Genomic DNA, 26,929 nt, shown 5'->3' with positions numbered 1-26,929 from the left:
TATGGAATTTGTCTTCGTATTCATACGGGGTGGTGAATAGCTCTCTTCAATCGTGTAAACTAGTTATTTTGATTCCCAATTTAGAAAAGGTCCTACTTGGCCTAATTGTATTCTTTTTGCTGTCTTCGGTTCAATCCCAGCAAATCTCTAAAGATGAACTAATCTTTCTAACTCCCGAGTGGAAAGGTGAACGTTTTGAAGATGGTAGGCCAAAGGTCCCCGATAATTTATTGCAACGGATGAAAGGAGTTACATTGGAAGAGGCATGGGCAGTTCTAAAGGGTGAAAATTTTAAATACCAATATGCAGAGGGGTGGCAAACCATAAATCCGGACAGTGTTTTGGTAGGCCGGGCGGTAACTGCAGTTTTTGTTCCTGGAAGGCCTGATATACATAGGGTGATTGATGAAAGAGGACATAAGCGGGATGGTAGGATCAAATCACAAAATGCCTGGACCATAGATTTATTGCAAAAGGGAGATGTTTATGTAGTAGATCAATTTGGTGCCCATGTAGACGGTCCTACCATTGGAGACAACCTTGGGAACTCAATCTACGCCAAAACGGGCAACGGAATCGTGTATGATGGTGCTATTAGGGATATTGACGGACTAAAGGAAATTGGTGGTTTTACTTCTTTTTTTAGAAGCTATCACCCTTCCCATCATCTAAATAATCCGGACGGACAACTGAATAGGACGCTCATTGGAATTAATACCCCTACCAGAATAGGTTTGGCTACTGTAATACCAGGTGATGTTGTTTTAGGTAGGGACGGAGGGGTAATCTTCATTCCGCCACATTTAGTTGAGAAAGTGGTGAAAACCTCGGAAGTTGTTAGGCTTAGGGATATGTTTGGCCACCAGAGGTTAAGAGAACAAAAGTATACCCCTGGCCAAATTGACAACAGATGGTCTGAGGAAATTGAAAAGGATTTCTCTCAATGGTTGAACGATCATATAGATGAATTGCCTGTGCCAAAAGAGCAGATTCAAGAATTATTGAAAAACAGGACCTGGTAAGGTGATAGTTGTGTTTTTTTAATTAAAAATTTAGGGTTTTGTCATTTTAGGTTCGTATTTGTTAAGAATACTATAAAATCTATACCGACCGATGAAAAACTCAAGAAGACAATTTTTTACAAAAGCGGCTGCCGCCACGACACTTACAACCCTTCCTTTTGCAACTTTTGGAAGGGAGTACTCTAAAGCCATTGATAACACCCAAAAATTATCGGCTCCATCGGAATTAAAAATAACAAATATTAAATGTGGTTACATTAGGGGAGGGCATAGCCTTTTTGTTAAAATATACAGCAATCAGGATATAGTTGGTCACGGTGAAGGTGTGGATGCTACTCCTGGAACTTTTCATTTGGTGAAGATGTTCGGGAAAAGGTTGGAAGGTAAGAATCCCTTGAACGTCCACCGACTTTTTGAAGATATAAGACGGATTGGTTTTTTTGAAGGGGCGCAGTCCGGAATGTACGTTGCTGTTCTAACCGCGGTGGAGACCGCCCTTTGGGATTTGGCCGGGAAAGCCCTTGGATTACCGGTATATCAACTATTAGGAGGTAAATTTAGGGATAGGATTAGGGTGTATATGGATACGGCTTTATACCAAAGTAGACTACCCAAACCTGAGGATTTTGCAGCCAGTGCCAAGGAGGCGGTGGATATGGGTTTTACGGCGGTAAAGTTTGATTTAGATCAAGCAAACGACCCCAATAAATATGATGCATATAATTGGACCGCTAGCCCCGCGGAGTTACAACGCATGTACGATCAAATGGCTGCAACCCGCGAAGCTGTGGGTCCAACTATCGATATTTGTGCCGATATGCATGGCAGGTACGATGCCATTACTGGTGAAAAGGTGGCAAAAATGTTAGAGCCAATTCATATGATGTGGCTCGAGGAGCCCATTCCTGCTGAGAATGTAGATGCCTATAAAAAAATTACGGAGTCTACCAGTACACCGATCTGTGCAGGAGAAAACCATTATTTGGCGCATGGTTTTAGACCTTTATTGGAAAACGGTGCCGTAGATGTTATAATGCCGGACTTGCAAAAAGCGGGCGGATTGGGAGAAGCGCAGCGCATTGCTAATTTAGCCAACTTGTATTACGTGCCTTTCGCACCCCATATGGTCGCTTCCTTTTTAGGTGCCATGGCTTCCTGTCATGTGTGTGCCTCTGTTCCTAATTTCATGATATTGGAATGGCAGATATACTTTCACAAGAACCCTATGTACAAAGAAATTGTAAGTTATGAGGGCGAGATGGTTAAGGATGGATTTATCACGCTATCGGAAAAGCCGGGCATAGGGGTGGAAATAAATGAGGATGGAATGAAAAAATATGCAGACAAGGATGTTCCATTATTTGAATAAACTATCCTTTTGGTACTTTTTCAATAATTTTTTCTGCCTTGGCCCATTCATAAAATCGCTCGATCCAACTATCTGAAGGCAGTCCTTGGGTTTTCATTCCAAAGCCATGACCACCTTGGGAGTACATATGTAATGCAGGGGTATTTCCGGTCTTTAACCAAGAAGTATAAAGCTCAATACTGCCCTTGGCAAGTCCTAAGGGGTCGTCAGTAGCACAAATAACAAGCATTTTAGGAGCATTTTTAGGAGCTTCTTGAACAGGAAAAGCAGAGGTCCAAGGATACACGGGAACAATAAAATCTGGTCGGTCCAATATTTTGGAATAGTAGCCTACTCCCATAGTGACAGCCCCACCAGCGGAAAAACCCATAAATCCAATTTTTCCAGGATCCAGATCATAATCATTGGCGTGCTCCCTCACATAGGCAACTGCAGAAAGTCCGTCTGCTATGGATAATGGCAGCACTGGTTTAATTCGCTCCCCAATTTTAGCGGGATTATTGGTGCCTTCATCCGTAATTTCCTGTACCCCATCCTTACCTGTGGGGACCAACCTATATTTTAGGACGAAAGCTGTTACTCCTCTTTCACTAAGCCATTTGGCAACCATGTTTCCTTCACTTTCAATACTTAGCCCATAAAGTCCCCCTCCGGGGGCTATAATTACGGCCGTACCATTAGAAGTAGATGGTTTAAACACTTGCATGGTGGGAGAGCTCACATTGGTAACAACTTGGGTGTCCCAAATATTGGAGTAGTATTGATTCTCCTTTGTATTCCAAACTACGTTATCAGATTTTTCGTGGGGTACTTTGATAATTTCCTGTGCAATTAAACAGGTAGAAAAGGATAGCAACATTAAAATGGAGAATAGATTTTTCATCAGTAAGGGTTTTATACGCTAAGGGCCATGAACGCGAACGCCGCAAGAAAGCTGCCAATCACGGGGCCTACAATAGGAACCCAAGCATAGCTCCAATCGCTTTTTCCCTTATTTTTTAAAGGAAGAATACTATGGGCGATTCTAGGTCCCAAATCCCTGGCAGGATTAATGGCGTAGCCGGTGGGCCCTCCTAAGCTGAAACCTATGCCCATAACCAGCAAGGCAACAGGGAGTGCATCTAGGGACCCTAGAGAAACAGGCTCGTTAGAAATAGTTCCTCCAGCAATATAGAACACCCCAAATACCAATACAAAGGTTCCGATAATTTCTGTAACAAGGTTCCAGAAGGGACTTCGTATGGCAGGGGCGGTGGAAAAGGTCGCTAAAATAGAACCTTTATCATCAGTGGCTTCATACTGTTTTTTGTAAGTTAACCATACCAATATATTACCCGTGAAGGCGCCTAATATCTGTGCTATTATATAACCGGGAACCAAATCCCAGCCAAATTTCCCCGCAGCGGCCAAACCAATGGAAACAGCCGGATTTAGATGTGCACCACTAACGTCAGCACTTATATAAACCCCAACAAAGACTGCAATACCCCAGGCCAATGATATGCCAACCCATCCAGAATCTGAACCCTTTGTTCCTTTTAATACCAGGTTAGCAACAATTCCATTACCCAGTAGAATAAGCATGCAAGTGCCAATAAATTCAAATAAATAAACATTCATATGTTGGTTGGTTTAGGCAGAGAAATAACTTTATTTAGTAAAATGACGTTTAATCGTTTTGTTTTTTACGAAAGATACAATTATAAGTCAATTATTCTGTAAATATCTGTTTTTTGATTTACAGCAGGCCTTGGATTTTATTTTTCAGTTTGGAATTATTTTATGGTGAAATTAAAGACGGCAGTACTTTAAACCCCAAATTGTTGCAGGTGATGATCAATGTGCTTATAAAATAGTGTATTCCATTCAGTCGAAGTTAGCGGACCAAAAGCATGAGACTCCCTATTATTAAAATATGAGCTACCTAATTTTTGTGTTTTTTCCACATGTTCTACGAGTTTCTTTTTTTCAGTTTCAAACTCTCTTTCATCCGTAATCAAAAAAACGGGAGCAGTTGGTGAGTTTCTTTTATAAGGTTTTGGTCCCGTAACTACTTTTTTTGCAAAAAGTTTAATGAAAAACTTCTTCAACCCCATTGGCTTAGGGTATTTGTTCGTATACACCAAATCATAGGCTACATTACAATGAGCCAACATTTGACCCACATTCATTTTGCCCCAAAGACCCTTGGATTCTGGAGAAAGTTGGTTAATTCTTGAAACAAGTTCAGAGGATACATCCGGTGAAAAACAATCTTTTATGATCATTAGATTTAGATTTCAATTTTATGGGTGAAAAGTATGTTCTAAAAGTAATAAAGAACTTGTAAAAGTTAGCAACTTGAACCATGATAACTTGAAATAGTGATACTTGGGAATGTAGAATTTTATAAAATCAACAGTTTTTTTGTGATTAAAAAAGCATTGTTCTCGATAACAATAGGTTTTTACCATTTATTAACATATCTATACTTAATTTTGTAGGAAAAATAAGTAACTTCAAAATTTATGTTAAATTTCCTTTCGGTAATAGCGTAAATAAATCAGCCCTAATTCTTTCCAATAAGTACCATTTTAATTGATTTGAGTCATTTTAAAATATGTTGAAGAAGTTCCTCGGTATATTCTTATTATTATATATCCCGTTATTAGTACTTTCCCTACTCATGTTAGCGGGTCAGCGAAGAGCGCGCATGGTAGAGTTCTACGAGGAAGAAACCTCCGTTGCCACTAATAAAACATATTTCTTAAGTGATGTCTGTCAGTATCTTGCACACAACACTATGTACTGGACGTCAATTAAATACCCAGTTGATTTTGATCCGCTTGGATTGGATAAGGAGTTTCTTCAACCCTACCTCGATGTACTTAAAAACCTAGGCTTTTATGACCAGTTTAGGATAATAGATTTGAACGGTGAGGAGATGTTGAGGTATCAAAGTAATGAAGGCAGGGAAATGGAACTTGCCCAATCACAGAATAAGGTACATCGAGAATATGTGCGAGAAGGTTTAAAATTGAATAAAGGGGAAGTCTACTTATCCCGTATCAATTTAAATCGGGAAAACGGCGAGATTGAACAGCCCTACAAACCTGTACTTAGGTCTGTTGGGCCCATTTACGATTCTAATAGTAACAAGCTAGGTTTGGTGGTTATCAATTTTAGAATGGAAGATATTCTAAAGCCCATTGTAAGTTTTAGATCAAAAGGAAATACCTATTTAGTAGATTCTGATTTAAGCATTGTTTCCGCTAGTACTACAAAATATTCGATACCAAATGAGGTAAAGGAATTTCAGGATTCTTTAAAGGGGGTATATAGATTGGAAGATGCTGGGCTTCAAAATTTAAAGGACACCACCTTTATTTCCAACGGCACCATTTGGAGTTTACATAAGCTGGATTTAACAAAAGGCGCTTTGCGCAATAGTGCTGTTTTCAATGAACCTAAAGCTTTAAGGACCACCACTGATTGGGCTGTGGTGCGTGAATTGCCAGAAGAGGAAATAAGTAAAGGTCTTTGGCCCATTTACCAAAACTTTATGGTACTTCATTTATTTTCAATAGTTGCTTTATCAGGGATAGCTTATGGTTATTTAAAATATCAGCAGACCAAATTGAAACTGGTAGGAGAATTGAAGGACAAGAATGAATCTTTGCTTCAAAATAAGAGTGAATTGGAAATGATCAATAAACAGGTAAAGCAATCCAATTTACGCTTGAAAATTAGGAATGAGCAACTTGAGCAGTTCAGTTATTTAATATCCCACAATCTTCGCTCCCCAGTTACCAACATGACGGTTATTTTGGATATGTTAAAAAAGCAAAACGATGTTAGCGGGGTACAGGCACTACTGCCAAAACTGGAATCTATTGCAAGTAGTGTTTTTAACCTTACGGAGGACGTACGATACTATATCTCCATATTGGACCGTAACGAGGTGGATTTAAAGGAAATTAATTTTCGGAAACTTGTTGAAAAGGTACGAGGTGATTTTTCCGAATCCGTATTGGATAATGACAACTTTAAGATTCTGTATGATTTAAAAGAATGGGATACCATTATATTCTCCAAATACTATATGAAAAGTATCATTCATAATTTACTGTCCAATGCCATAAGGTTCCGAAATAAAGAAGTGGATTCTTATGTTAAATTTCGAACCAGTTATGAAAAGGGAAAAAGGGTGTTGTATGTAGAGGATAATGGCTTGGGAATTGACCTTAGAAGACACAAGCACAATGTTTTTAGGTTGTACAGACGGTTTCACCGAGATATTTCAGGCAAAGGAATGGGTCTTTTTCTTATTAAAACTTTGTTAGAATCCCTTGATGCCTCTGTAAGTGTTAAAAGTATTGTAGGAAAAGGTACGAGTTTTAAGATAATTTTTTAAATTTAAGTAACTAACACTTTAAGTAACAAACACTTTTAAGGTTTTTTTAATGCAAGCTGAAAAACCTTTGACAATTAAATTCAACTAACATGAGTAAAGCAAACATTTTGTTGGTAGATGATGATGAAATCTATCTCTACCTAACTGAACGTCTGTTAGAGGGTATTTCCGAAAATTTGGAGATAAACACTTATACAGATGGAGAAAAGGCCTTGGATTACATTGGGGAGTGTATTAATGAAGGTAATGAGCTACCGGGTGTCATCCTTTTGGATGTAAACATGCCCTTCTTGGATGGATGGGGATTTTTAAAGGAATTTAGAAATCTAAAATCAAAAATGACAACGCCAGTTCACATTTACTTGGTTACCTCTTCTGAGCGTGAAAGGGACAAGGAGCGCGCCAAGGAATTTGATGAGTTAACGGGTTATGTGGTAAAACCTGTGTCTGAAGACAAATTAGTAGAAATCCTTACGGCGGTTTATGAAAACCAATGGTAAGTAGTGTAAATGATTAAAGACTAGCGTATAAAAAGAAAAATACTATTTTTGGTTTAAGACCACAAGAAGTAAAAAGGGCGATATAAATCGCCCTTTTCTATTACCATCTTACCCCTTGAACGTTCATCATAATTGTGTAAACGGAGTCCATGGCAGTTATAAACAAAATGTTTTGCTTTGGTCCTCCAAAGGTTACATTGGCCGTCCAGTTTTCTGGCACGGGTATGTGTTTTATTTGCTCACCATCAGCATTAAAAACTGTAACGCCATCTCCTGTTAGATATACATTGCCCTTATTGTCCACGGTCATTCCGTCTGAGCCCATATCTGCAAACAATTTTTTGTTGGTTACTTTACCTGCCGCATCGATATTGTATACGTAGGTTTTTTTTGCCCCGTTGTCTGAGACGTAAAGTTTTTTTCCGTCTGGTGTTCCAATAATTCCATTGGGTTGTTCATAGTTATCATCAATGACAACTTGTGGTTCAGCAGCCCCCTTTTTCAAGTAGTACACCCTTCTTGCCGTTTGTTCCGGCTCTTCATGGTTCCACCATGGCCTTTTATAAAAGGGATCCGTAAAGTAAATACCACCTTTGGCATCTAACCATAAGTCATTGGGCCCATTAAATAGTTTGTTCTCGAAATCATCCAAAAGAACCGTTACTTCCTTATTTAGATTAATTTTCCAGAGCTCATTTTTTTCATCGGCTGCTGCCAAAATAGCACCCTCATTGTCAATGTAAAGTCCGTTTGAACGCCCTGCCGGCTTCATGTAATCGCTAACGGTATTGTTTCTGCAATCCCATTTTACGATCCTGTTATTCGGTTGGTCCGTAAAATAGACATCTCCATTTTTGGCCATTGCAGGACCTTCGGTAAACTTAAACTCTTCAGAAACCAAAGTAAGTTCTGCACCTTTGGCTACAATGTCTTCCGGTATTTTTTGTGCCTTACAGGAAACAAAACAGCTCAATAAACTGGCACAAATCAGTATTTTTTTCATCGTATAAAGTTGTGGTTAAAGCGCTTTAAGAAATTGCATATTGTGTTTCATGCTATCCAAGGCATTGTTAGCGTATTCTTCTTGTTCAATAAAGATATGCTCTACGCCAGATGCTTTTTGGCTGTCCATAATTTGTGCAATATCCAATCCTCCTTTGCCGAATTCTGTACTTTCCTTTTCGTGCATGTCCATATCCTTCAAGTGCCAGCATGGGAAACGCCCTGGATATTTTTTAAAATAGTCCATAGGTTCAAGCCCGGCCACTACAACCCATCCCAAATCGAGCTCCATAAACACTAGTTCCGGATCGGTATAGTCCATTAAAACATCATACAGCACTTGGCCTTTATGACTTTCAAATTCATATTCATGGTTGTGATAGCCAAATTTCAATCCCAACTTTTTACAGGATTCGCCAGCCTTGTTAAAAGCATCGGCTACTCGTTTGTAATTTTCAACGGTTTGTCCCTTGCTAGGTAAAGAGGAGCAAATAACATATTCTTGACCCGATTCTACTGCCTGTGCCATCGTATGGTCAAAATTTTCATCAAGAGCTACATGCCCACTTACTAGATTCATTCCCAAATTTTCACACTCCTTTTTCATCTCTTTTGGGGTAAGACCGTAATATAAACCTTTGGAGCTTCTAGCGGATTCTATTTTCTTTATCCCCAAATCGGCTATTTTTCTCAAGGTGCCTTTTGCATCTTTGGCCAACTCGTCTCTAAAGGTATAGAGTTGTACCCCGTATGCTACATTCTCATGTTTGGTAAAGGAAAATGTTGGTAACAAAAGGCTTCCAGCACCAGCAAGGGCACTGTTTTTAATAAAAGTTCTACGTGAATTCATAAGGTTAATTTTAGTCTTGCTCAAGATAGCGAAATTGGCTGACAACACATTTTAAAAAGGTTCAAAATAGATGTGATTGGTGTAGGGGTGTTTTACAAAGCTGATTTACTTTTAGATATCAATTTAGTAGTATGAAAATTTTCAACTGTAAAGAGTGTGGTAGCCCGTTGTACTTTGAAAATACCATGTGTATCGCTTGTGGAAGTGGCTTGGGTTACTTGGAAAAAACTACCCAGCTCGTACCTCTAACTAGGACTGGTAACCAATATTCTTTTTTAGGAGAGGATGGAAAAAATTATCGCTATTGTGAAAATCACCAATATGAAGTCTGCAATTGGTTGGTGGAGGAAAGCACCGAAACAACTTTTTGTACGGCATGTGCTTTGAATAGGACTATTCCTGACCTAAGCAGCCAAAGTAATCTAGAAGAATGGCGAAAATTGGAAACAGCCAAGCATAGACTGGTTTATTCGCTAATTAGGCTAGGATTGCAGGTTGAACCCAAATCCGACGAAAACCCAAACGGGTTGGCTTTTGAATTTTTATCGGAAACAGCAACCAAAGGAGGGGTCACCACCGGACACTTAAATGGAGTCATAACTATTAATTTGGCAGAAGCCGATGCAGTGCACCGTGAATATATGCGCAAACAAATGGCTGAACCCTACCGGACCTTAATAGGACATTTTAGACATGAAGTAGGTCATTATTATTGGAATGTTTTAATTGCCGATAATGAAGAAAGGTTGAAGGCTTTTAGAGATCTTTTTGGGGATGAGCGAACAGATTATTCACAAGCTTTGGATACTCATTATAAACAAGGGGCATCCCAAGATTGGATCCAGCAATACATTAGTACCTATGCTTCTTCGCACCCTTGGGAAGATTGGGCAGAAACTTGGGCCCATTACCTTCATATAATTGATATGCTTGAAACTGCGTTTTACTTTGGCATACAAACCGGTAACCAGGTATTAGGAGCGTCTCCTTTAAAAATGGAAGCTACTTTTGACCCCTATCAAGAACCGGATTTTGAACGCATCAATGAGGCATTTACCCCTTTGACCTTCGCCCTAAATAGTTTGAACAGAAGTATGGGGCAACCGGATATTTATCCCTTTGTCATACCCGTTGCCGTTTTGGAAAAGATGAAATTTATACATCAAATGCTTTATTAACTTTTTATACTTCACAAATTGTTTTACCCCTGACTAGATGCTTATTTTTGCATCAAAATTAAAAGGTGATGAATTCTAGGGAAGAACAATTAAAAGCGTTTGATAGGTTGCTTACCATTATGGATGAATTAAGGGAACAATGCCCTTGGGATAAAAAGCAGACCATGCAGACCCTTCGTCACCTAACCATTGAGGAAACCTATGAACTGGGCGATGCCATTTTGGACGATGATTTGGGGGAAGTAAAAAAAGAATTGGGAGATGTACTTTTGCACATTGTCTTCTACTCTAAAATTGGGTCTGAAACCCAAGATTTTGACATTGCCGATGTATGTAACACCATTTGTGACAAGCTAATTAACCGTCATCCGCATATTTATGGCGATGTGGAGGTGGAAAGCGAAGAAGACGTAAAGCGTAATTGGGAAAACCTGAAACTTAAAGAAGGTAAAAAAAGTGTTCTGGAAGGCGTACCTAACGGATTACCGGCCTTGGTAAAGGCCAATCGGGTTCAAGATAAGGTGGCCGGTGTGGGTTTTGATTGGGAAAAGCCCGAGCAAGTTTGGGAAAAGGTTCAAGAAGAACTTCAAGAATTTCAAGCTGAGGTGGCCAAAGGCGATGCCAATTTGATGGAAGCCGAGTTTGGCGATGTGATGTTTTCTATGGTCAATTATGCTCGTTTCTTAAAAATCAATCCGGAAAATGCCCTTGAAAGAACCAACAAGAAGTTCATTGGTAGATTTCAATACTTGGAGAAAAAAGCAAAGGAACTAGGTAAAAATCTCAAAGATATGACACTTTCCGAAATGGATGTTTTTTGGGAAGAGGCCAAACATCAATAACAGAACCTCCATAGCTTTTACTACATTTTAATTAGCATCAAACTTAACTTTTTGCTTTGTTTGCCCAGTACACCAAAGAATTCAGATATAACATAAAACTCTCCGTTCCCGTCATTATGGGAATGTTGGGCCATACCTTTGTTCAATTGGCCGATAACATTATGGTAGGGCAATTGGGTACGGCACAACTGGCGGCCGTCTCTTTAGGTAACAGCTTTGTATTTATTGCCATGAGTATCGGTATTGGTTTTTCTACTGCTATTACCCCTTTGGTGGCAGAGGCTGACGGTGCCGGCAATAAGGTGGACGCCAAAAATGCCCTTAAGCATGGACTCGCTCTTTGTTCGGTTTTGGGGTTAACACTATTTGGACTGATCCTGCTAGCCAAGCCTTTGATGTACAAAATGGACCAACCCCCAGAAGTGGTAGATTTAGCATTACCCTATTTGGATTTGGTGGCCTTCTCATTGGTACCGCTCATAATCTTTCAGGCTTTTAAACAATTTTCTGAAGGGCTGTCGCAAACTCGCTATCCTATGTACGCCACCATTATTGCCAATGTGGTAAACATCATCTTAAATTACCTTTTGATTTTTGGAACCTTTGGTTTTCCTGAAATGGGCATAATTGGTGCGGCCATTGGTACCTTGATTTCACGATTTGTTATGGTACTGTACATTTGGTTCCTACTAAAAAGTAAGAAGAAATTCCATGATTATGTTACTGGGTTTAATTTCAAAATTTTAGAGCAAAAGGTCATCAAGAAAATCATAAGTCTGGGGTTTCCTTCTTCCCTTCAAATGTTCTTTGAAGTGGCCATTTTTACAGCTGCTATTTGGCTAAGTGGTGTGTTGGGGAAAAATGCTCAAGCAGCAAACCAGATTGCTTTAAATTTAAGTAGTATGACCTTTATGTTCGGGATGGGATTGGGGGTTGCGGCTATGATTCGGGTAGGTAATCAAAAGGGATTAAAAAATTATAAGGAGCTTAAAAGAATAGGGGAGTCCATTTTCTTTTTGACATTTTTATTGGAAATAGTTTTTGCCATTTTGTTTCTATGGGGGAGGAATTGGTTTCCGTCATTATACCTAGATGTAGATGATGTCATGAACATGGCAGATAATTCTGAGGTGATCGTGTTGGCTGCGGAATTGTTGTTGGTAGCGGCGGTCTTCCAAATTTCAGATGGGGTACAGGTAGTGGTTTTAGGAGCTTTAAGGGGAATGCAAGACGTGAAAATTCCCACTCTTATTACCTTTATTGCCTATTGGGGCATCGGTTTTCCGGTAAGTTTTTATTTGGGTTTACATACCGAATTTAAGAGTACCGGAATTTGGCTTGGGTTGCTTACAGGGCTTACAGCTTCGGGTATTATGTTGTATCTTCGCTTTAATTATCTAACCAATAAATTGATTGCAAAATCGGGGCCGAATACTCTTGTATAAAGCCGATAGCAAAACTAAGTATATGGATTTCCCAAAGTTTCTTTTAGGTGATAATACTGATTATCCTACCGCCATTTTTGTTGTTCATACTGAATATCCCCGTTTTATAATCAACCTAGAAAATGATGAGGTGGAATGGCTAGAAGATTTTTCGCCAGAGGATGAAAAGGAATTAGAGTCCGAAGCCGAAAATCTAATAGAGCAGGCCGGTATTTTTTATGATAGGGAAGTTTCAAGGTACGAAGAATAGGTATGTTGCAAGAATTGGTTCAATGGGATAAGGAACTTTTCCTCTTTTTGAACAATTTGGGTACCCCAAGTTGGGATGCTTTTTGGATGTTTATCACCAATAAATGGAGTGCTATTCCCTTGTATACCTTGCTATTGGGACTCACTTTTAAGCATTACGGACTAAACCGTACTCTTGTCATTTTAGTATCTGTTGCCCTGATGATCGTTGTTACCGATCAACTCTCCAATTTCTTTAAATATGGTGTACAAAGGTTACGTCCTTGTTATGATCCAGAACTTGATGGACTGGTACGCTTAGTGAAAAATTCATGCGGGGGTAAATTCGGTTATTTTTCTGCACATGCCGGTAATAATTTTGCAGTAGCGCTTTTCTTTACTTTTTTGTTGAGGGCATATTACCGGTATATAGGAGTTTTCTTAATACTTTGGGCGCTTTTGGTATCCTACAGCCGTATTTATATAGGTGTACATTTTCCTTTAGATGTGCTAACAGGTGCTCTAATAGGTCTGATTTTTAGCTGGTTGTTTACAAAGTTGGCTATATTTGCACACCACAAAATAACTCTATGATATCTAACTCTAGATATTGGGTTTTAGTTCTTCTAGTAGTTCTGGTCTATGTCACCGGAATGTTCGTGACCCTTTTTGAAAATGATTCTGCCCAGTTTGCGGTAATGTCCATGAGAATGGTACAGGAAAATGATTTCTTAAATCTTTTTAAGGGCACAGAGGAGTATTTGGATAAGCCCCATATGCATTATTGGCTTGCCGCTTTCTCATATGTTATCTTTGGATTGGAAGATTGGGCGTATCGCATTCCTGGTATTTTGGCGGTACTATTGGCGGCCTATTCCAGTTACGGTTTGGGCAAACTCTTGTATGACAGACGAGTTGGAAAAATAGCAGCTTTAATCTTTATGACCGCCCAGACTATTGTTCTTTCTGCCATTGATGTAAGAACGGATGCAGTTTTGACCGGTTTTGTTGCCCTAGCCATTTGGCAGTTGGCTATTTATGTGAATACGGGTTCTATTAAAGCAATCGTATTAGGGGCTATGGCTACGGGGCTTGCATTTTCCACAAAGGGGCAGTTGGCCATTTTAATTATAGGACTGGCACTCCTTAGCCATATAACCTATAGAAGAAAATGGTTGGTTTTGGTCAATTGGAAGGTAATAATTGCACTAGCGGCTTTTGCAATTGCCATTGCTCCTATGCTATACGCGTATTACCATCAGTTTGACATGCATCCGGAGAAGATAATAAGGGGTAAGGGTGAGCGTAGCGGTATCTTCTTTATTTTTTGGGAACAAAGTTTTGAGCGCATGAGCGGTGGTGGCATGGGAAGTAATAGCAGCGATTATTTATTTTTCTTCCATACTTTTCTATGGGTTTTTCTACCGTGGACGGTACTAGGGTTACTAGCCTACGGTACTAAGATGAAAGCCATTTTCAAGAGCCGATTCAATTATGTGCATGGGCAGGAATTTTTAACATTGGGATGTATTACATTTTTCTTTTTGATCGCTAGTTTTTCGCAATTTAAGTTGCCTCACTATTTAAATAGTATCATTCCTCTGTTTTCAGTATTGACGGCTTCTTACATTCTAACTCTGGTACAAGATAAAAAAGCAAGGATCTTACTAGGCATTCAATACTTCGTGCTGAGCATTATTTTCATTACTACCGTACTGTTATGCTTTTTGGTATTTGAGTTCAGTAATATTTTTGCCCTCATTTTATTGCTGACTTTTATAACTGTCATCATATATTTCTGTTTGAAGAATGAGATGTATCCTAAGAAGATCATTACCATTTCCGCGTTTGGGGCACTACTTTTAAATGCCACCCTCAACCTTCATTTTTATCCTAATTTATTAACCTATCAAGCGGGGTCTAGTATGGCTAATGTGGTACAGGAGAGAGAAATTCCTGTCGACAAAATTTACAAACTGGGAGACTACCATACCTGGTCATTGGACTTCTACAACCAACGACCTGTGCAAATTACTTCATTGGATAGGGTAAAGAACAAAAAGGATATTTGGATTTTCGCAAATGACACTGAACTAAGGCAATTGAAGGAGTTGGATATGGATTGGGACATTCAATACACCCGAAATCAGTTTAGAATTACGCGGTTGAGCCTAAAATTTCTTAATCCGTCCAAACGCAATAAGGTACTTTCCAAAATGCACTTGGTGCACATTCACTAATCGTTTTTCAGTATTGGCTTTTTGAAGTGATAAATTATACCCCACAAGGAAGTAAAAGCACTTATTAAAAAGAACATCATGCTCAAGGTTATAGAAATATCTTGGTCTAAGCCCAACCACAAGGAAAAGTAATAAAAGGTTACTTCCCTACTTCCTATGCCCCCTATGGTCAAAGGTAAAACGGCCACAATGGAAGAAACCAAGAAAACAAAAAGGTAGGACAGAATATTACTTTCAACACCCATTGCCAAAATTAAAAGCCAAACGCTAATGAGCTGCATTAGTTGTACAAGTGCAGAATAGCCCAAGGATTTCCAATAAACCCTGAAAACGGAAGGAAAGTATTTTTTATTGATGAACCAAAAGGCAAGCAAACCTAAGGCAAGAACTGGCAATGATAACATTTGATACCCCTTTAAAAGCGGATGCTCCAAAAAAAGAAATATTAGACAGACATAAACGCATATGAAACAGAGTCCGCTCAGCCTATCCAGTAAAAGAACAGAGACTACGCTTTTGGTTTTAACATCAAAAGTCTTTTTTATAACATATCCTTTATAGGCATCACCGCCAATACCACCGGGTAAGAATAGGTTGTAGAACATGCCAAGAAGATACAATTCCAGGTTGCTTTTGTGACTTATTGGTATCGATAGCTCGTGAAAATATAGGTTGAGTCTAAAGGCTGCAAAAAGTTTGGAGGCCACAAACAGGATAAGTGACACTATCAATAATAAAAAATCTACTGTTTTTATTATTTCCCATACCTGTTGTATATCTACTTTCGTAAAAACTAGGTAAACCAGTACAGTACTGAATACAAATTTGAACGCCGTAATACTTTTTTTACGCAGATTGCCCACCTACGGATACTTTTTTGATTCGGTATGGACGCTTTTGTTGGGACTCGTAGTAAGTTCTAATAAGAAGTTCCATGACAATACCGATAGTGAATAGTTGAATACCTCCTAGAATGAGCATAACTCCAAATATGAGTAAGGGCCTTGTACCTATATCTTCGCCCATTCCAAACTTCACGACCAATAAGTACATGTTTATAAGAATGCCCAGCAGAATGAGCAACACACCAAAAATTCCAAAAAGGTGAATGGGACGCTGAAAATATTTTCTGATGAAGAGCAATAACATCATATCTGCAATTACTTTAAAAACCCTTTCTAGACCATATTTGGATACCCCGGCATTTCTTGCATGATGTTTTACAGGAACTTGTTTTATTTGTGCGCCTTCCAAATAAGCTAAAAGAGTAATAAAGCGATGCATTTCTCCATAGAGGTTAAGGTCTTTGGCTATATCCCTAGAAAAAACCTTAAGGGCGCAACCATTGTCCTTAATGTCCAGATTGGTCACCCTACGAACCAAAAAATTGGCAATTTTAGAAGGAATTTTCTTGACCAAGGAATCTTTTCTTTTTTGTCTGATACCCGTAACTAAATCAAATTCACCACTTACGGCATAGGAAAGCATTTCAGGAATATCGGTAGGGTCATTTTGCAAATCGCCGTCCATAGTGATTACAAATTCCCCTTCGGCATAGTCGATACCTGCTGCTAGCGCCAAACTTTGACCGTAATTCTTCTTAAGGCATATAAGATGTACCTTTTCGTCCTGCATATCATTGACCACCTTTCGGGTACTATCTGTAGAAAAATCGTCTACGTAAATAATTTGATATTGGTAGCCTATTAGGCTTTCATGTATCTTTTGTGTCAATAACACAACATTATCCTCTTCATTATATAAGGGTACGACAATGGAAAGCAACGACGTTGTAATAGGGTTCATTCCTGTTTTTTGGTTTGTGGGCAAATTTAGGGTTTTATTGGCTAGTAAATAACTTAGTTGCGGTTAGATGAACTATAGCCTATAGTAATGCCTTTATTTTCTCATTAATAGTTGGGTGGCTTCCCCAGCCGAAATTTGTTTGTCCCTTACCTTTTTTAAAAATGATTTTATAGCATCGGCGCTATTATTGTCTTCAAAGAACTGTGACCTTAGCTCTTCGTCAATGGTTTGATAAAGCCATTTTTCTCGTTGAAGTTTTCTTTTTACCTCAAAGGAGCCTGTCCTCCTTGCCAAGGAAACAAACTCTTGAATTGTTTTCCAAATAGTATCGATTCCCATTCCTTCCATAGCGGAACAAGTACTTACTTTGGTCTTCCAAAAGCTATATTTATCAGGGAAAAGCTCCATGGCTCTTTGAAGTTGCGATTGTGCTTGGTGGGTTTTTTTGAGGTTGTCACCATCTGCTTTATTGATTGCAATGGCATCGGCTATTTCAATTATCCCTCGTTTAATTCCTTGTAATTCGTCTCCTGTTCCGGCCAAATTTAAGAGGAGAAAAAAGTCTACCATATCATAAACGGCAGTTTCACTTTGGCCCACCCCTACAGTTTCAATAAAAATAACGTTAAAACCTGCTGCCTCGCAGAGGACTATAGTTTCCCTTGTTTTAGTGGTAACTCCGCCCAAGGCATTTCTGGTTGGAGAAGGGCGCACAAAGGCATTTTTGCTTTGTGCCAAGTGTGGCATTCTCGTCTTGTCACCCAAGATACTACCAGAGCTATGATTGCTACTTGGATCAATGGCTATAACTGCCACTTTTTTTCCCTTGGACAACAAAAGGGAGCCTATGTTTTCAATGAAGGTACTTTTTCCAACCCCCGGTATACCGGTGACGCCAATTCGCACGCTATCCACACTATTGCTTAGACAATGGCTTACCAGTTGATTTGCCAATATTTTGTCTTCGGCCTTCGTACTTTCAACCAATGTAATGGCCCTTGCCAAAATAGCAGTGTTTCCAGTTTTTAAACCTTCTTGAAATTCTTTTAAGGTAAGATTCCTTTTGCTCCCTAGTTTGTTCTTATTGGAAGTTTCTTGGTTTCCAGAGAGCTTTTCATCTTTCAAAATTAATTGTTTACAGGAATTTTTACTTTGGTGTTATCCCAAGCCATAAACATAAAAAGCTCGCCGTTATCTTCAAAATCGATGGTGAAGTTTTCCATAGTTTTTTCTAAACGCTCTACTGGAACAGTAATTTCAATCACATCTTCTTCCGGATTTCTAGCAGTTTCCTTCCCACCGCTCATGACTGTAACTCCCCAATCCGGAATGTCCTTGTTAAAAATGATATCCCAACTATCTTTATTGGGCCGTGTCCATAATGAATAAGTGCCCGGAGGTAAGCTTTTATCTGCCATTCGTATACTGTACTCCGTAAAAAATGTAGTTGGCTCGTTAGCTCCAGTTCTCCAAATAGTATCAAAGGGAACAAGTTCACCAAAAATTTCACGGCTCTTTTTTAGAGGGCTGGAATAGTTGACTTTAAGATGGAAATCATCATTTTCATAAACCACCTCTTTAAGCGGACTGTGTTTTTTGGTTTGCTCGCGCATATATGGTTCTAAAACAAAGAAAAATATGACTGCCATAGCTGCAACAATGATTAAAATCCATTTTAACAATTTCATATTGAGTGCTAGTTCTAGGGTTGCACAATCTATTTTAGGGAGCAAGATTATGAAATTCTAATGTACAAATAAATATGAAACCCTATAAAAAAACAGGGTTGAGGGAATTTTTTGGTATTATTTTTCTTGTTTAACCCAATTTTTGAATGTTTTAAATTCTATTCTTAACGGTATTCATCATTTTCACATGAATTTAATACAACTCTTTATGATAGCTTAGCTAAGCTGCGTATCTTCAAGAAATAATCAAAATGTAAGAATACGATGAAAACTATATTTCAAACAAGCGCTACAAATTCTGGCGGTAGAGATGGTCACGTTAAAAGTGATGATGGAGCTATTGATTTGGGAATTAAAATGCCCAATGCTAAGGGAGAAACAGATGGCAAATCTACGAATCCAGAACAATTATTTGCTGCGGCCTATTCCACTTGTTTTGCCGGTGCTCTTCAAGCAGTTGCAAAGGAACATAACGTAGATGACCTTGGTGATTTTAGCGTTACTGCCGTTGTAGGTTTCAATAAAGACGAAGATGGATTTTTCATAGATGCTACATTGGACTGTTGGTTGCCAACGGTTGACAAGGAAACCGGTGAGAAATTAATAAATGCCGCTCATGAGATTTGCCCATATAGTAAAGCAACTAGAGACAATATTACAGTTGAACTAAATCTTATGGTTGAAGCGTAATTACTTAATTGTGCTTCGGAGAATTTAAAAGGTTCCGCTATGCGGAACCTTTTTTTTTAGTTGGTACTGAACCTGAATTCTGAAATATTCCTATATTTTTCTTTCGGTCTTAAAACGCAGTTAGGGAAATTCTTATGATTTGGTGCATCGGGTAGGTTTTGTGTCTCAAAGCATATAGCACCAAAGTTGGATGGTGTGTAAACAACCATTCCAACTTGATTGGTAGCGACTTCCATGGAAATTCCTGATTTTGGCGAACTACATTTGGCGACAACTGGAGAATTCATATCTACGACGAATGGAGTATCTAATCTCTCATCCCCAATTGATTTCTCCTTTGTGAAATCCTTCGATGAACCTTCGGTTAGATAGGCCTTTCCTGTTGGTAAAAGGTTGGGTTTTGTTTCTAAAAAATGAGAACAGTTTAGTTGCAACCTATAATCGTTTATAGAAGCCTCATCATCCAGTTTAAAGTAAGAATGATTGGTTAGGTTAACCACGGTAGCTCTATCGGTAACCGCCTCAAAGATAATCCGCAAATTTTTCCCTTTCAACGCATAGGTAACGGTAGTTTTTAGATTGCCCGGGTAACCCTCCTCTAAATGGGAACTTTCGTAGGAAAGTTTTACATATGGGTTTTCTCCATAGTGTACTTCTTCAAATTTCCAATACTTTTTGCTAAAACCTTCTCTGCCACCATGTAAGTGAACCCCATGATCATTGGGTAATTGATATGTTTCCCTATCCAATGTAAATTCCTTTCCAATACGGCCTGCATATCTACCTACGCATGCACCAAGATATAGTTCATCATCTAAATAATCGCTAGGGAATTCATGACCTACTACCACATTAGAATAGGTTCCATCTGAATTTTTTAACATCAATTTTTGGATAACAGCGCCATAATCCAAGACCATCAGTATGAGATGGTCGTTCTTAATTGTAACTTGTTTCAAGAGTGCTCAATAAAAAATTTTATCAAAATTACTCGTTTTTTGCAACATCCAATTATTTGTATCGTCCTTTAATAAAAATAGATAACACATCAATCTAAAACGGCCGCAACCACCAATGCATCTACCGGACCTTATAAGAAAGTGTCAGTCCAACAATAGAAAGGCCCAATTACATCTATACCGTAAGTATTGTGACGGTATGTTCATAGTGGCCTCTAGGTACTTAAAAAACAAAGATGATGCAGAAGATGCAATCCAAGAGGCATTCATTAAGGCGTTTCAAAAGTTGGAACAGTTTTCTGGAGAGGTAACTTTTGGAGCTTGGCTGAAAAAAATTGTTATCAATCAGTGTTTGGATGTTCTCAAGGCACAAAAACAGGATTTTGTGGAAATGGAGGAGGATAATATTCCAGAAGAACCTAATTGGGATTGGAAGGTAGATGAAAATTGTACCGTTGGCCAAGTAAAAAATGCCATCGAAGACTTGCCGGATAAGTACAGATACGTAACCATGATGTATTTGTTAGAAGGATATGACCATGGTGAAATCTCACAGGTTCTAGAAATAACGGAATCTGCTTGCAGAACAAGATTGATGAGGGGCAAAGGTTATCTACAACAAATTTTAAAAGAGAAAAAATATGTCACGGGATATTAGAGATTTGTTAAAAACAGATTCGGCAAATGAATTGCCCAAAATGAAAATTGGGCATGAAAAAAGATTCGTAGATCGATTAGAAAAAGAATTCCCTAGTAGCAGCACAAAGATGGTTGCAATATGGGCCATAGCAGCATCAGTTTTAATTCTACTTGGAATCTTTTTGTTCATTAATGATCCATCCATAGAAAATAGTAATAAGCCTGCAATTGTGAATACGGATAAAGAGCATCCTGAGCAAGATACTTCCATTAAGTTAGGGGACCTTTCGCCAGATTTAAAAAAAATAGAGGATTACTATGTGGCCAATATTAATTTGGAACTGGCAAAATTGCCGGTTTCAAAAGAAAACGAGGAATTGATAGAAGGTTATATGGCGCAATTGGAAGAATTGAACAACGAATATACAGCATTGAGCGAAGAGCTTAATTTGTACGGTCCCAATGATCAAACTATTACCGCAATGATTCAAAATTTACAGCTTAGGTTGGAATTGTTGCGAAATTTAAAAGAGGAATTAAATAAAATAAACAAATCAAAAAATGAAACAGTTTAATCAAAAGTTGTTAAGTGTCCTTTATATGCTTCCATGCCTCATCACCCTGGGAGCTTTGGGCCAATCTAAGGAGAGGAGTGTTACCGAGGAATTTAATGTAGAAGAGAATGTAATTATTGAAATAAATACGAGTTATGCGGATTTGGAATTTGATACATGGAATAAAAACAAGGTAGAAATAATTGCCACCATTGAAATTGATGGAGTTACCGAAACTGAGTTTGAAAAATATGTGGACAAGGATTTTTTTGAAATTTTAGGAAATAGCAGAAAGATTCATATTTCCAATAAGGGCGGTAATGTGAAGCCGATTCATTTTGTCCAAGACGCCCGGCCTATGGTCATTGAAATACCCAACCTGCCATCTATGGAAGATTTTGAGTTCGATTTTGATTTTTCAGAATTAGAAGACTTACCGGAAATGCCTTCAGTGCCCAGTCCAAAGTTTGATTATGAGGCTTTTAAAAAGGACGGGGAGGCTTATATGAGAAAATGGCAAGAAAGTTTTGAAAAGGATTTTGGAGAACCTTACCAAGCACGTATGTTGGAGTGGCAGGAAAAAATGGAAGATAAACGAATAAAAGAGGAGGAAAAACGGAAGGAAACCATGGAGAAACGGGCTCAAAAAATGGAGCAGTTAAAGGAGCATAGATGGGAGGCCCACCAACAAAGAATGCAGGCCCAGAAAGAAAGGATAGAATCTCAACAGCAAAGAATAGCCCAAAAGAATTTAAATAGGGAGTCAAATACTTTTTACTTTATAAATGGGGAAAAGTCTAAAAATTTGAAGGTGAAAAGAACCATAAAAGTTAAAATGCCCAAATCTGCGAAATTAAAAATGAATGTGAGACACGGGGAGGTAAAACTAGCCGAAAGAACCCATAACTTGGATGCTTCATTTTCTCATGCCAAACTTATGGCCAATGCAATTGATGGTACAGAAACCGTATTGGTGGTTTCATATTCGCCTATACGCGTAGAAAACTGGCTTGATGGTACCTTGCATGCCAACTATTCCAAAGGAGTGGATTTAAAGGATGTGGTCAATTTGGAGTTATATGGAAAGTCATCCGAAATTTTCATTGATAAATTGGTAAAGAAAGCCCTTATACAAAATGATTTTGGACCATTGGTGGTAAATTCTATGGCCCATGATTTTGAAGAATTCCAGGTGTCTTCAAATAATGGAGAGGTTATATGTAATCTTCCTTCTTCCGGCTACAGATTTAGGGTAGAAGGTTCTGGAATGGAGTTTATTTTTCCTAAGAACTTAAAGGTGGATACAGCTAGTAAAAATGGAAAAATGGTTTATTCAGGTGGCATGGGAAATAAATCATCTACTGGAAACATTGATATTAATGGTAACTATTCTGAAATAGTGTTAAAATAAGTATATCGAAACTAAATGAAAAAGCGACCTAATCAGGTCGCTTTTTTTAATGTTTGGCATCATCTTTCAAATAGTCTTGAAAATTTTCCTTAAACCTGTTCAATCTAGGTATGGAGACATTTCTTATATAAGAGTTATTAGGGTGCTTTTTTTCATAATCTTGATGGTAATCTTCAGCATCATAAAATTTATTAAAGGGAACAACTTGGGTAGTAATTGGTAATCCCTGGTACACATCATTTTCCTCAAGGGCCTTTATGTAACCCTCAATAACCTTCTTTTCCTCTTCATTTTTATAAAATGCGATGGACCTGTATTGTGGTCCCCGGTCAGGACCTTGTCGGTTAAGGGTTGTAGGATCGTGCGATCCAAAAAATACTTGCACTAAGGCCGTAAAGGAAATTACCTTTGGGTCATAGTACACCTTTACTGCCTCTGCATGGTCAGTTTTTCCACCGCCTACCTCTTCGTAGGTAGGGTTCTTTTTAGTTCCACCGGAATATCCGGAAACTACTTCCTTAACTCCTTTAACACTCTCAAAAATTGCTTCAACACACCAAAAACAACCACTTGCAAAATAAGCCGTTTCAAACTTTTCCAAATCTTCCTGATGTAGCTTAATAAAATTTTCGGATGCGGATTGAGAAGTGGTGGCTACTTTGTCCGTTTTATTTTTTACGTTAGATTGACAGGATGAGGATATGGAGATTGCCAATAATGATAGTAATATTCTGAACATAGTTTTATTAATTAGTTATCATAATGTACGAAACCTTACGGATAAGGTTCAAAAAAAAAAGGTCATTTGCTTTGCAAATGACCTTTTAAAAAAATAGAGTTTAAAATTTTAGTTACCTATGGTACCCGTTCCAAAAACTTCAATTGCTGAGATTTTTGGTTTATTGGTAGTTGCTTCTAATGTTATAGTTAATTCACCATCGGAAACTTCAATGTCATACATTTTAGTTCCTGCCGAAGCGGGGCCATGTTCCTTATGAAGGTCATAACCTGTAAATACTTGGGTATCTTCCATTGCAATATTAAAAATTCTGTTGCCATCTCCCCCTTGTAATCCCTCTGGATTTTCTGAACCCCAATAAATCTCTGCGAAATATAATTTTACGGTATATGTGCCATTAGAAACAGGTATGTTGTAAGAAATGGGCCCTCTAACTTTTGTGTTATCTGATATTCTTTCAGTTAAAAACACGTCGTCCATATCTGTACCATCAATTTCTGTAACAAATGGATTTGTGTATGCTTCAGTAGGGCCATTAAAATATTGATCTTCCAAGAAGGTAATGTCATCGTAAGTTACTTCGGGTCCTCCAGAATTAATTCTTAAAATTGAGGGACCTACGGGTTCAGTAGATTGTTCAATTTCTTGGGCAGGATTAGATTCATCTGGATTGAAAGTAATATTTGCGGTATTAGTAATTGATGTACCGTCCAGAGTAGCGGATACAACTACAGCTTCTTCTGAATCTCCAGTTACTGTGGCTGTATAGGTACCATCCTCATTGTCTGTAACTTCGGAAACTGTAGTGGACCCCGTTACCGAAATTGATATTACTCCTCCTGAAGTACTTAATAAATTACCATCTGCATCTGCCAATTGAATAGTTACCGTTGATGTACCAATTCCGTTACTGTGAATCGGTTCTGTTGCTTCAATTGTAGTATTTTCATTTGTTGGGTCCGGATCAGCTTCCGGTTCTGGTTCTGGTTCCGGTTCTGGTTCCGGCTCAGGTTGTTCCTGCCCTGTACCGCTTCCTCCGTCATCACTGCTACAAGCTACCGGCACCATTACAAAAGAGAACAGTAGGAACGTAAACAGAAAAAATTTAGTAATTAAATTACGTTTCATAGTTAAGATGTTTAAAAATTAATTCATTTTCTTTTTCAGAATATCCATGCAAATTATTCAAATACTGTTCATACTGCAATATTTTTTTTGAAATATCGACAAAATACGAGGAAATGACGTTGGTCTTTAAATTCAAATTGTCAGCAACTGCCTTTTATAAATAAGCGATAATGTAAGGTATCGTTCTGATATTTTAATAATTAATGGATTTATGAGGAGCCATAATTTCTATACACCTCACAACTTAAGTAAAATATTAGGTTATCAGTAAGGATTTGTTCTGAACGGCAAAATTCAATTCTTAGGTAAAGATACAATCCTCTTTATTTAACCTTAGTGGGAATGAAAACAGTATATTCTTTGAAGAGCATGCTAATAGCATCGATAAACGGTTCATTTTTTAGGATAAACGGTTCTTACAACATATCAATTTGGACTACAATTTTCTACCGTTTGTCGAAAATCCTTCACTTCATCGGTAAAGTGCGACAATTCAACGAGTCGTACGGCTTGACGGTACCTTTCAACGAGTTTTAGTTTCAATAAATCCTAATTATGAAATTATATTTAGTTACAATGCTTACGGTCATAGGATTCTTAATACAATTCAATAGTTCCAATAAGGTGTATAAATTGGACAACCATGAGGCTAATCATACCATTTCTACAGATGAAACCGTGACCCGATCATATAGATTACGTTTTGGAAGGTCTCATTCTAAGTCTAACCCAGTGATTTCGGTAACTTCAAAACCAATGCTTTATTAAATTAATTTTCTACAATGACATCCTCCAAAATTTGCCAAACGTTTTCCATGACAATTTTTTGACCTTCGGCAGTTGGATGAATACCGTCTTCCAGATTGAGTTTTGGATTACCTGCTACACCATCCAAGAGAAAAGGAATAAGTGCGACATTGTTTTGTTCTGCTAATTGTGGATACATTTCCTTGAATTCAGAAGTATATGCCGCACCCATATTGGGAGGAATTTGCATACCGGCAAGTATAATTTTTGTTTGGGGATTCTTTTCCTTGACCAATTCAATCATCTTTTGGAGATTGTTTTTAGATTCCTTCAGAGGAATTCCTCTTAAACCGTCATTGGCACCTAATTCCAATACAAAAATGTCCACCTTTTGGTTGAGTACCCATTCTAAACGGTTGAGTCCACCAGAAGTAGTTTCTCCACTAACTCCGGAGTTAATAGCTGTGTAGTTCATATTTAAAGAATCCAATCTTTCTTGAATAAGCGCAGGAAAACCTTCCTCTTTTTCTAAACCATAAGCGGCTGTTAGACTATTTCCAAAAAAGAGAATTATTTTTTCTTCGGAGTCAATTGTTTCTTCCTGAGAGGATATTTCGGTGGATTTATTCTCTTGATTTATTTTTTTGCCCTTTTCACCACATGAGAAAAGCATCAGCACAGCTAAAAAATAACTTAATTTTAAGATGTTATGCATGTTTTGTTAAGCTTAAAACTGAATACAAATGCTTATTTTTCGGCTTTTGGCGTAAAACCCCGTAAGGGAGAAAAAAGTAAGCATACCTGTTCATGGCAAAGATATTAAACGTTACCCAGCTGGGAAAAAGTTATCAAAGTGGTTCAAAACATCTAACAGTTCTTTCGGAAATTGATTTCCACATTAATAAAGGCGAAAGTTTTGCGATAGTAGGCCCATCTGGTAGTGGAAAAACCACATTGCTAGGACTTTGCGCTGGGCTTGATTACCCCAATGAAGGCTCCGTTGAACTTTGCTCAACAGACTTAGCCTCCTTGAGTGAAGATGAAAGAGCTCAATTAAGAAACAGGGAAGTGGGTTTTATCTTTCAAAATTTTCAATTGCTACCAACACTTACAGCTTTGGAGAATGTTATCGTTCCTTTGGAGCTTCAAGGAGTAAACAATCCAATCGAAACAGGTCGCGAGTTGCTTGCCAAGGTGGGGTTGGATGATAGAATGGATCACTATCCTTCACAATTATCAGGTGGGGAACAGCAACGTGTTGCTTTAGCAAGGGCATTTTCTAGTGACCCTTCCATTTTGTTTGCTGATGAGCCCACTGGTAATTTGGATGAGGAAACAGGGGAGATGGTCATTCAGCTATTATTCAACTTGAATAAAGAGGCCGGTACCACCTTGGTCATTGTTACCCATGATTTGGAATTGGCAAAGAAATGTGACAGGGTACTTAAACTTAAAGGAGGAAGGATTCAATCTACAGAAATTAACCACGAAAATTAATT

At 38.3% G+C, this 26,929-nt stretch carries 29 protein-coding genes; 16 read left to right on the top strand and 13 right to left on the bottom strand.

The features are described 5' to 3' along the window. Positions 1-68 precede the first annotated feature (68 nt). Entirely contained in the window at positions 69-1,022 is a 954-nt protein-coding gene (locus IL355_RS13280; protein ID WP_225621241.1) for an RraA family protein, read from the top strand. Between the two features lie 91 nt (positions 1,023-1,113). After that, positions 1,114-2,391: a mandelate racemase/muconate lactonizing enzyme family protein gene (locus IL355_RS13275; RefSeq protein WP_192462605.1), complete on the top strand. Its 1,278-nt coding sequence runs from the start codon at positions 1,114-1,116 to the stop codon at positions 2,389-2,391. Position 2,392: 1 nt separating this feature from the next. Here the strand turns inward: IL355_RS13275 and IL355_RS13270 are convergent, their stop codons facing one another. The 3 genes from IL355_RS13270 to IL355_RS13260 all read right to left on the bottom strand — a co-directional run bounded on the left by IL355_RS13270 (position 2,393) and on the right by IL355_RS13260 (position 4,658). Further along, entirely contained in the window at positions 2,393-3,274 is an 882-nt protein-coding gene (locus IL355_RS13270; protein ID WP_192462604.1) for an alpha/beta hydrolase, read from the bottom strand. Positions 3,275-3,285: 11 nt separating this feature from the next. Next, a complete protein-coding gene (locus IL355_RS13265; protein ID WP_192462603.1) occupies positions 3,286-4,011 on the bottom strand; it encodes an MIP/aquaporin family protein in 726 nt (241 codons plus the stop codon). A gap of 188 nt (positions 4,012-4,199) precedes the next feature. Beyond that, the gene (locus tag IL355_RS13260; RefSeq protein ID WP_192462602.1) at positions 4,200-4,658 is read right to left on the bottom strand and encodes a DUF1569 domain-containing protein; all 459 of its coding nucleotides are present in this window, start codon (positions 4,656-4,658) and stop codon (positions 4,200-4,202) included. 332 nt (positions 4,659-4,990) lie between these two features. Between IL355_RS13260 and IL355_RS13255 the strand changes: the two genes are divergently transcribed. Both IL355_RS13255 and IL355_RS13250 read left to right on the top strand, forming a co-directional pair. Further along, complete coding sequence (locus IL355_RS13255; RefSeq protein ID WP_192462601.1) at positions 4,991-6,784, top strand: sensor histidine kinase; 1,794 nt, start codon at positions 4,991-4,993, stop codon at positions 6,782-6,784. Between the two features lie 89 nt (positions 6,785-6,873). After that, entirely contained in the window at positions 6,874-7,284 is a 411-nt protein-coding gene (locus IL355_RS13250; protein ID WP_192462600.1) for a response regulator, read from the top strand. A gap of 100 nt (positions 7,285-7,384) precedes the next feature. On the opposite strand, the gene IL355_RS13245 is transcribed toward IL355_RS13250, so the two are convergent. Together IL355_RS13245 and IL355_RS13240 are read right to left on the bottom strand one after the other, a co-directional pair. After that, entirely contained in the window at positions 7,385-8,287 is a 903-nt protein-coding gene (locus IL355_RS13245; protein WP_192462599.1) for an SMP-30/gluconolactonase/LRE family protein, read from the bottom strand. A 15-nt stretch (positions 8,288-8,302) separates the two neighbouring features. Continuing rightward, on the bottom strand, positions 8,303-9,136 hold the full coding sequence (locus IL355_RS13240; protein ID WP_192462598.1) for a sugar phosphate isomerase/epimerase family protein: 834 nt from the start codon (positions 9,134-9,136) through the stop codon (positions 8,303-8,305). A 131-nt stretch (positions 9,137-9,267) separates the two neighbouring features. Here IL355_RS13240 and IL355_RS13235 point away from each other — a divergent pair, with 131 nt between their 5' ends. From IL355_RS13235 to IL355_RS13210, 6 genes are all read left to right on the top strand, one after another. Further along, the gene (locus IL355_RS13235; protein ID WP_192462597.1) at positions 9,268-10,314 is read left to right on the top strand and encodes a zinc-binding metallopeptidase family protein; all 1,047 of its coding nucleotides are present in this window, start codon (positions 9,268-9,270) and stop codon (positions 10,312-10,314) included. 68 nt (positions 10,315-10,382) lie between these two features. Continuing rightward, entirely contained in the window at positions 10,383-11,156 is a 774-nt protein-coding gene (mazG, locus tag IL355_RS13230; protein WP_192462596.1) for a nucleoside triphosphate pyrophosphohydrolase, read from the top strand. Positions 11,157-11,212: 56 nt separating this feature from the next. Then, the gene (locus tag IL355_RS13225) at positions 11,213-12,601 is read left to right on the top strand and encodes an MATE family efflux transporter (protein ID WP_225621240.1); all 1,389 of its coding nucleotides are present in this window, start codon (positions 11,213-11,215) and stop codon (positions 12,599-12,601) included. Between the two features lie 22 nt (positions 12,602-12,623). Next, on the top strand, positions 12,624-12,851 hold the full coding sequence (locus IL355_RS13220) for a hypothetical protein (protein WP_192462595.1): 228 nt from the start codon (positions 12,624-12,626) through the stop codon (positions 12,849-12,851). A 2-nt stretch (positions 12,852-12,853) separates the two neighbouring features. After that, entirely contained in the window at positions 12,854-13,423 is a 570-nt protein-coding gene (locus tag IL355_RS13215) for a phosphatase PAP2 family protein (RefSeq protein ID WP_192462594.1), read from the top strand. After that, a complete protein-coding gene (locus IL355_RS13210) occupies positions 13,420-15,069 on the top strand; it encodes an ArnT family glycosyltransferase (protein ID WP_192462593.1) in 1,650 nt (549 codons plus the stop codon). The genes IL355_RS13215 and IL355_RS13210 overlap by 4 nt, the downstream gene beginning before the upstream one ends. Here IL355_RS13210 and IL355_RS13205 read toward each other — a convergent pair. The 4 genes from IL355_RS13205 to IL355_RS13190 all read right to left on the bottom strand — a co-directional run bounded on the left by IL355_RS13205 (position 15,066) and on the right by IL355_RS13190 (position 18,524). Then, positions 15,066-15,932: a lysylphosphatidylglycerol synthase transmembrane domain-containing protein gene (locus IL355_RS13205; RefSeq protein WP_192462592.1), complete on the bottom strand. Its 867-nt coding sequence runs from the start codon at positions 15,930-15,932 to the stop codon at positions 15,066-15,068. The two genes, IL355_RS13210 and IL355_RS13205, sit on opposite strands and share 4 nt — an antisense overlap. Beyond that, on the bottom strand, positions 15,916-16,875 hold the full coding sequence (locus IL355_RS13200) for a glycosyltransferase family 2 protein (RefSeq protein ID WP_192462591.1): 960 nt from the start codon (positions 16,873-16,875) through the stop codon (positions 15,916-15,918). Before IL355_RS13200 ends, IL355_RS13205 begins: the two co-directional genes overlap by 17 nt. Positions 16,876-16,968: 93 nt before the next feature. Further along, positions 16,969-18,000 carry a methylmalonyl Co-A mutase-associated GTPase MeaB gene (meaB, locus tag IL355_RS13195; protein ID WP_225621239.1) on the bottom strand — a complete coding sequence of 344 codons (1,032 nt, stop codon included), beginning with the start codon at positions 17,998-18,000 and terminating at the stop codon, positions 16,969-16,971. 2 nt (positions 18,001-18,002) lie between these two features. Next, the gene (locus tag IL355_RS13190; protein WP_225621238.1) at positions 18,003-18,524 is read right to left on the bottom strand and encodes a DUF2911 domain-containing protein; all 522 of its coding nucleotides are present in this window, start codon (positions 18,522-18,524) and stop codon (positions 18,003-18,005) included. Positions 18,525-18,827: 303 nt separating this feature from the next. Between IL355_RS13190 and IL355_RS13185 the strand changes: the two genes are divergently transcribed. Next, complete coding sequence (locus IL355_RS13185; protein ID WP_192462589.1) at positions 18,828-19,253, top strand: organic hydroperoxide resistance protein; 426 nt, start codon at positions 18,828-18,830, stop codon at positions 19,251-19,253. Between the two features lie 56 nt (positions 19,254-19,309). On the opposite strand, the gene IL355_RS13180 is transcribed toward IL355_RS13185, so the two are convergent. Next, entirely contained in the window at positions 19,310-20,212 is a 903-nt protein-coding gene (locus IL355_RS13180; RefSeq protein ID WP_192462588.1) for an aldose epimerase family protein, read from the bottom strand. A gap of 115 nt (positions 20,213-20,327) precedes the next feature. Here IL355_RS13180 and IL355_RS13175 point away from each other — a divergent pair, with 115 nt between their 5' ends. Genes IL355_RS13175 through IL355_RS13165 form a run of 3 tightly spaced genes read left to right on the top strand, consistent with a single transcriptional unit; the run spans position 20,328 to position 22,816 of the window. Further along, on the top strand, positions 20,328-20,870 hold the full coding sequence (locus IL355_RS13175; protein ID WP_192462587.1) for an RNA polymerase sigma factor: 543 nt from the start codon (positions 20,328-20,330) through the stop codon (positions 20,868-20,870). Beyond that, positions 20,854-21,426, top strand: a complete 573-nt coding sequence (locus tag IL355_RS13170; protein ID WP_192462586.1) for a hypothetical protein — start codon at positions 20,854-20,856, stop codon at positions 21,424-21,426. The genes IL355_RS13175 and IL355_RS13170 overlap by 17 nt, the downstream gene beginning before the upstream one ends. Further along, entirely contained in the window at positions 21,413-22,816 is a 1,404-nt protein-coding gene (locus IL355_RS13165; protein ID WP_192462585.1) for a hypothetical protein, read from the top strand. Before IL355_RS13170 ends, IL355_RS13165 begins: the two co-directional genes overlap by 14 nt. Before the next feature lie 46 nt (positions 22,817-22,862). Here the strand turns inward: IL355_RS13165 and msrA are convergent, their stop codons facing one another. Both msrA and IL355_RS13155 read right to left on the bottom strand, forming a co-directional pair. After that, the gene (gene msrA, locus IL355_RS13160) at positions 22,863-23,555 is read right to left on the bottom strand and encodes a peptide-methionine (S)-S-oxide reductase MsrA (protein ID WP_192462584.1); all 693 of its coding nucleotides are present in this window, start codon (positions 23,553-23,555) and stop codon (positions 22,863-22,865) included. A gap of 108 nt (positions 23,556-23,663) precedes the next feature. Continuing rightward, a complete protein-coding gene (locus IL355_RS13155; RefSeq protein ID WP_192462583.1) occupies positions 23,664-24,683 on the bottom strand; it encodes a malectin domain-containing carbohydrate-binding protein in 1,020 nt (339 codons plus the stop codon). A 555-nt stretch (positions 24,684-25,238) separates the two neighbouring features. On the opposite strand from IL355_RS13155, the gene IL355_RS13150 reads away from it, so the two are divergent. Beyond that, complete coding sequence (locus IL355_RS13150; RefSeq protein ID WP_192462582.1) at positions 25,239-25,451, top strand: hypothetical protein; 213 nt, start codon at positions 25,239-25,241, stop codon at positions 25,449-25,451. Between the two features lies 1 nt (position 25,452). On the opposite strand, the gene IL355_RS13145 is transcribed toward IL355_RS13150, so the two are convergent. Continuing rightward, complete coding sequence (locus tag IL355_RS13145) at positions 25,453-26,145, bottom strand: arylesterase (protein WP_192462581.1); 693 nt, start codon at positions 26,143-26,145, stop codon at positions 25,453-25,455. 92 nt (positions 26,146-26,237) lie between these two features. Here IL355_RS13145 and IL355_RS13140 point away from each other — a divergent pair, with 92 nt between their 5' ends. Then, positions 26,238-26,927: an ABC transporter ATP-binding protein gene (locus IL355_RS13140; RefSeq protein ID WP_192462580.1), complete on the top strand. Its 690-nt coding sequence runs from the start codon at positions 26,238-26,240 to the stop codon at positions 26,925-26,927. Positions 26,928-26,929 lie beyond the last annotated feature (2 nt).

It is taken from the genome of Euzebyella saccharophila (genome assembly GCF_014855495.1).
GTDB lineage: Bacteria > Bacteroidota > Bacteroidia > Flavobacteriales > Flavobacteriaceae > Euzebyella > Euzebyella saccharophila.
The sequence above is the reverse complement of the archived record's forward strand: the minus strand, read 5'-3'. Positions and strand labels throughout refer to the sequence as shown.

What these genes read in the sequence shown, in the direction of transcription:
- IL355_RS13145 (WP_192462581.1), bottom strand. Translation starts at nt 26,145, where the DNA reads ATGCATAACATCTTAAAATTAAGTTATTTTTTAGCTGTGCTGATGCTT.
- IL355_RS13250 (WP_192462600.1), top strand. Translation starts at nt 6,874, where the DNA reads ATGAGTAAAGCAAACATTTTGTTGGTAGATGATGATGAAATCTATCTC.
- IL355_RS13190 (WP_225621238.1), bottom strand. Translation starts at nt 18,524, where the DNA reads ATGGCAGTCATATTTTTCTTTGTTTTAGAACCATATATGCGCGAGCAA.
- IL355_RS13265 (WP_192462603.1), bottom strand. Translation starts at nt 4,011, where the DNA reads ATGAATGTTTATTTATTTGAATTTATTGGCACTTGCATGCTTATTCTA.
- mazG (WP_192462596.1), top strand. Translation starts at nt 10,383, where the DNA reads ATGAATTCTAGGGAAGAACAATTAAAAGCGTTTGATAGGTTGCTTACC.
- IL355_RS13255 (WP_192462601.1), top strand. Translation starts at nt 4,991, where the DNA reads ATGTTGAAGAAGTTCCTCGGTATATTCTTATTATTATATATCCCGTTA.
- IL355_RS13155 (WP_192462583.1), bottom strand. Translation starts at nt 24,683, where the DNA reads ATGAAACGTAATTTAATTACTAAATTTTTTCTGTTTACGTTCCTACTG.
- IL355_RS13235 (WP_192462597.1), top strand. Translation starts at nt 9,268, where the DNA reads ATGAAAATTTTCAACTGTAAAGAGTGTGGTAGCCCGTTGTACTTTGAA.
- msrA (WP_192462584.1), bottom strand. Translation starts at nt 23,555, where the DNA reads ATGTTCAGAATATTACTATCATTATTGGCAATCTCCATATCCTCATCC.
- IL355_RS13170 (WP_192462586.1), top strand. Translation starts at nt 20,854, where the DNA reads ATGTCACGGGATATTAGAGATTTGTTAAAAACAGATTCGGCAAATGAA.
- IL355_RS13260 (WP_192462602.1), bottom strand. Translation starts at nt 4,658, where the DNA reads ATGATCATAAAAGATTGTTTTTCACCGGATGTATCCTCTGAACTTGTT.
- IL355_RS13200 (WP_192462591.1), bottom strand. Translation starts at nt 16,875, where the DNA reads ATGAACCCTATTACAACGTCGTTGCTTTCCATTGTCGTACCCTTATAT.
- IL355_RS13210 (WP_192462593.1), top strand. Translation starts at nt 13,420, where the DNA reads ATGATATCTAACTCTAGATATTGGGTTTTAGTTCTTCTAGTAGTTCTG.
- IL355_RS13150 (WP_192462582.1), top strand. Translation starts at nt 25,239, where the DNA reads ATGAAATTATATTTAGTTACAATGCTTACGGTCATAGGATTCTTAATA.
- IL355_RS13140 (WP_192462580.1), top strand. Translation starts at nt 26,238, where the DNA reads ATGGCAAAGATATTAAACGTTACCCAGCTGGGAAAAAGTTATCAAAGT.
- IL355_RS13240 (WP_192462598.1), bottom strand. Translation starts at nt 9,136, where the DNA reads ATGAATTCACGTAGAACTTTTATTAAAAACAGTGCCCTTGCTGGTGCT.
- IL355_RS13275 (WP_192462605.1), top strand. Translation starts at nt 1,114, where the DNA reads ATGAAAAACTCAAGAAGACAATTTTTTACAAAAGCGGCTGCCGCCACG.
- IL355_RS13270 (WP_192462604.1), bottom strand. Translation starts at nt 3,274, where the DNA reads ATGAAAAATCTATTCTCCATTTTAATGTTGCTATCCTTTTCTACCTGT.
- IL355_RS13175 (WP_192462587.1), top strand. Translation starts at nt 20,328, where the DNA reads ATGCATCTACCGGACCTTATAAGAAAGTGTCAGTCCAACAATAGAAAG.
- IL355_RS13215 (WP_192462594.1), top strand. Translation starts at nt 12,854, where the DNA reads ATGTTGCAAGAATTGGTTCAATGGGATAAGGAACTTTTCCTCTTTTTG.
- IL355_RS13245 (WP_192462599.1), bottom strand. Translation starts at nt 8,287, where the DNA reads ATGAAAAAAATACTGATTTGTGCCAGTTTATTGAGCTGTTTTGTTTCC.
- IL355_RS13185 (WP_192462589.1), top strand. Translation starts at nt 18,828, where the DNA reads ATGAAAACTATATTTCAAACAAGCGCTACAAATTCTGGCGGTAGAGAT.
- IL355_RS13165 (WP_192462585.1), top strand. Translation starts at nt 21,413, where the DNA reads ATGAAACAGTTTAATCAAAAGTTGTTAAGTGTCCTTTATATGCTTCCA.
- IL355_RS13220 (WP_192462595.1), top strand. Translation starts at nt 12,624, where the DNA reads ATGGATTTCCCAAAGTTTCTTTTAGGTGATAATACTGATTATCCTACC.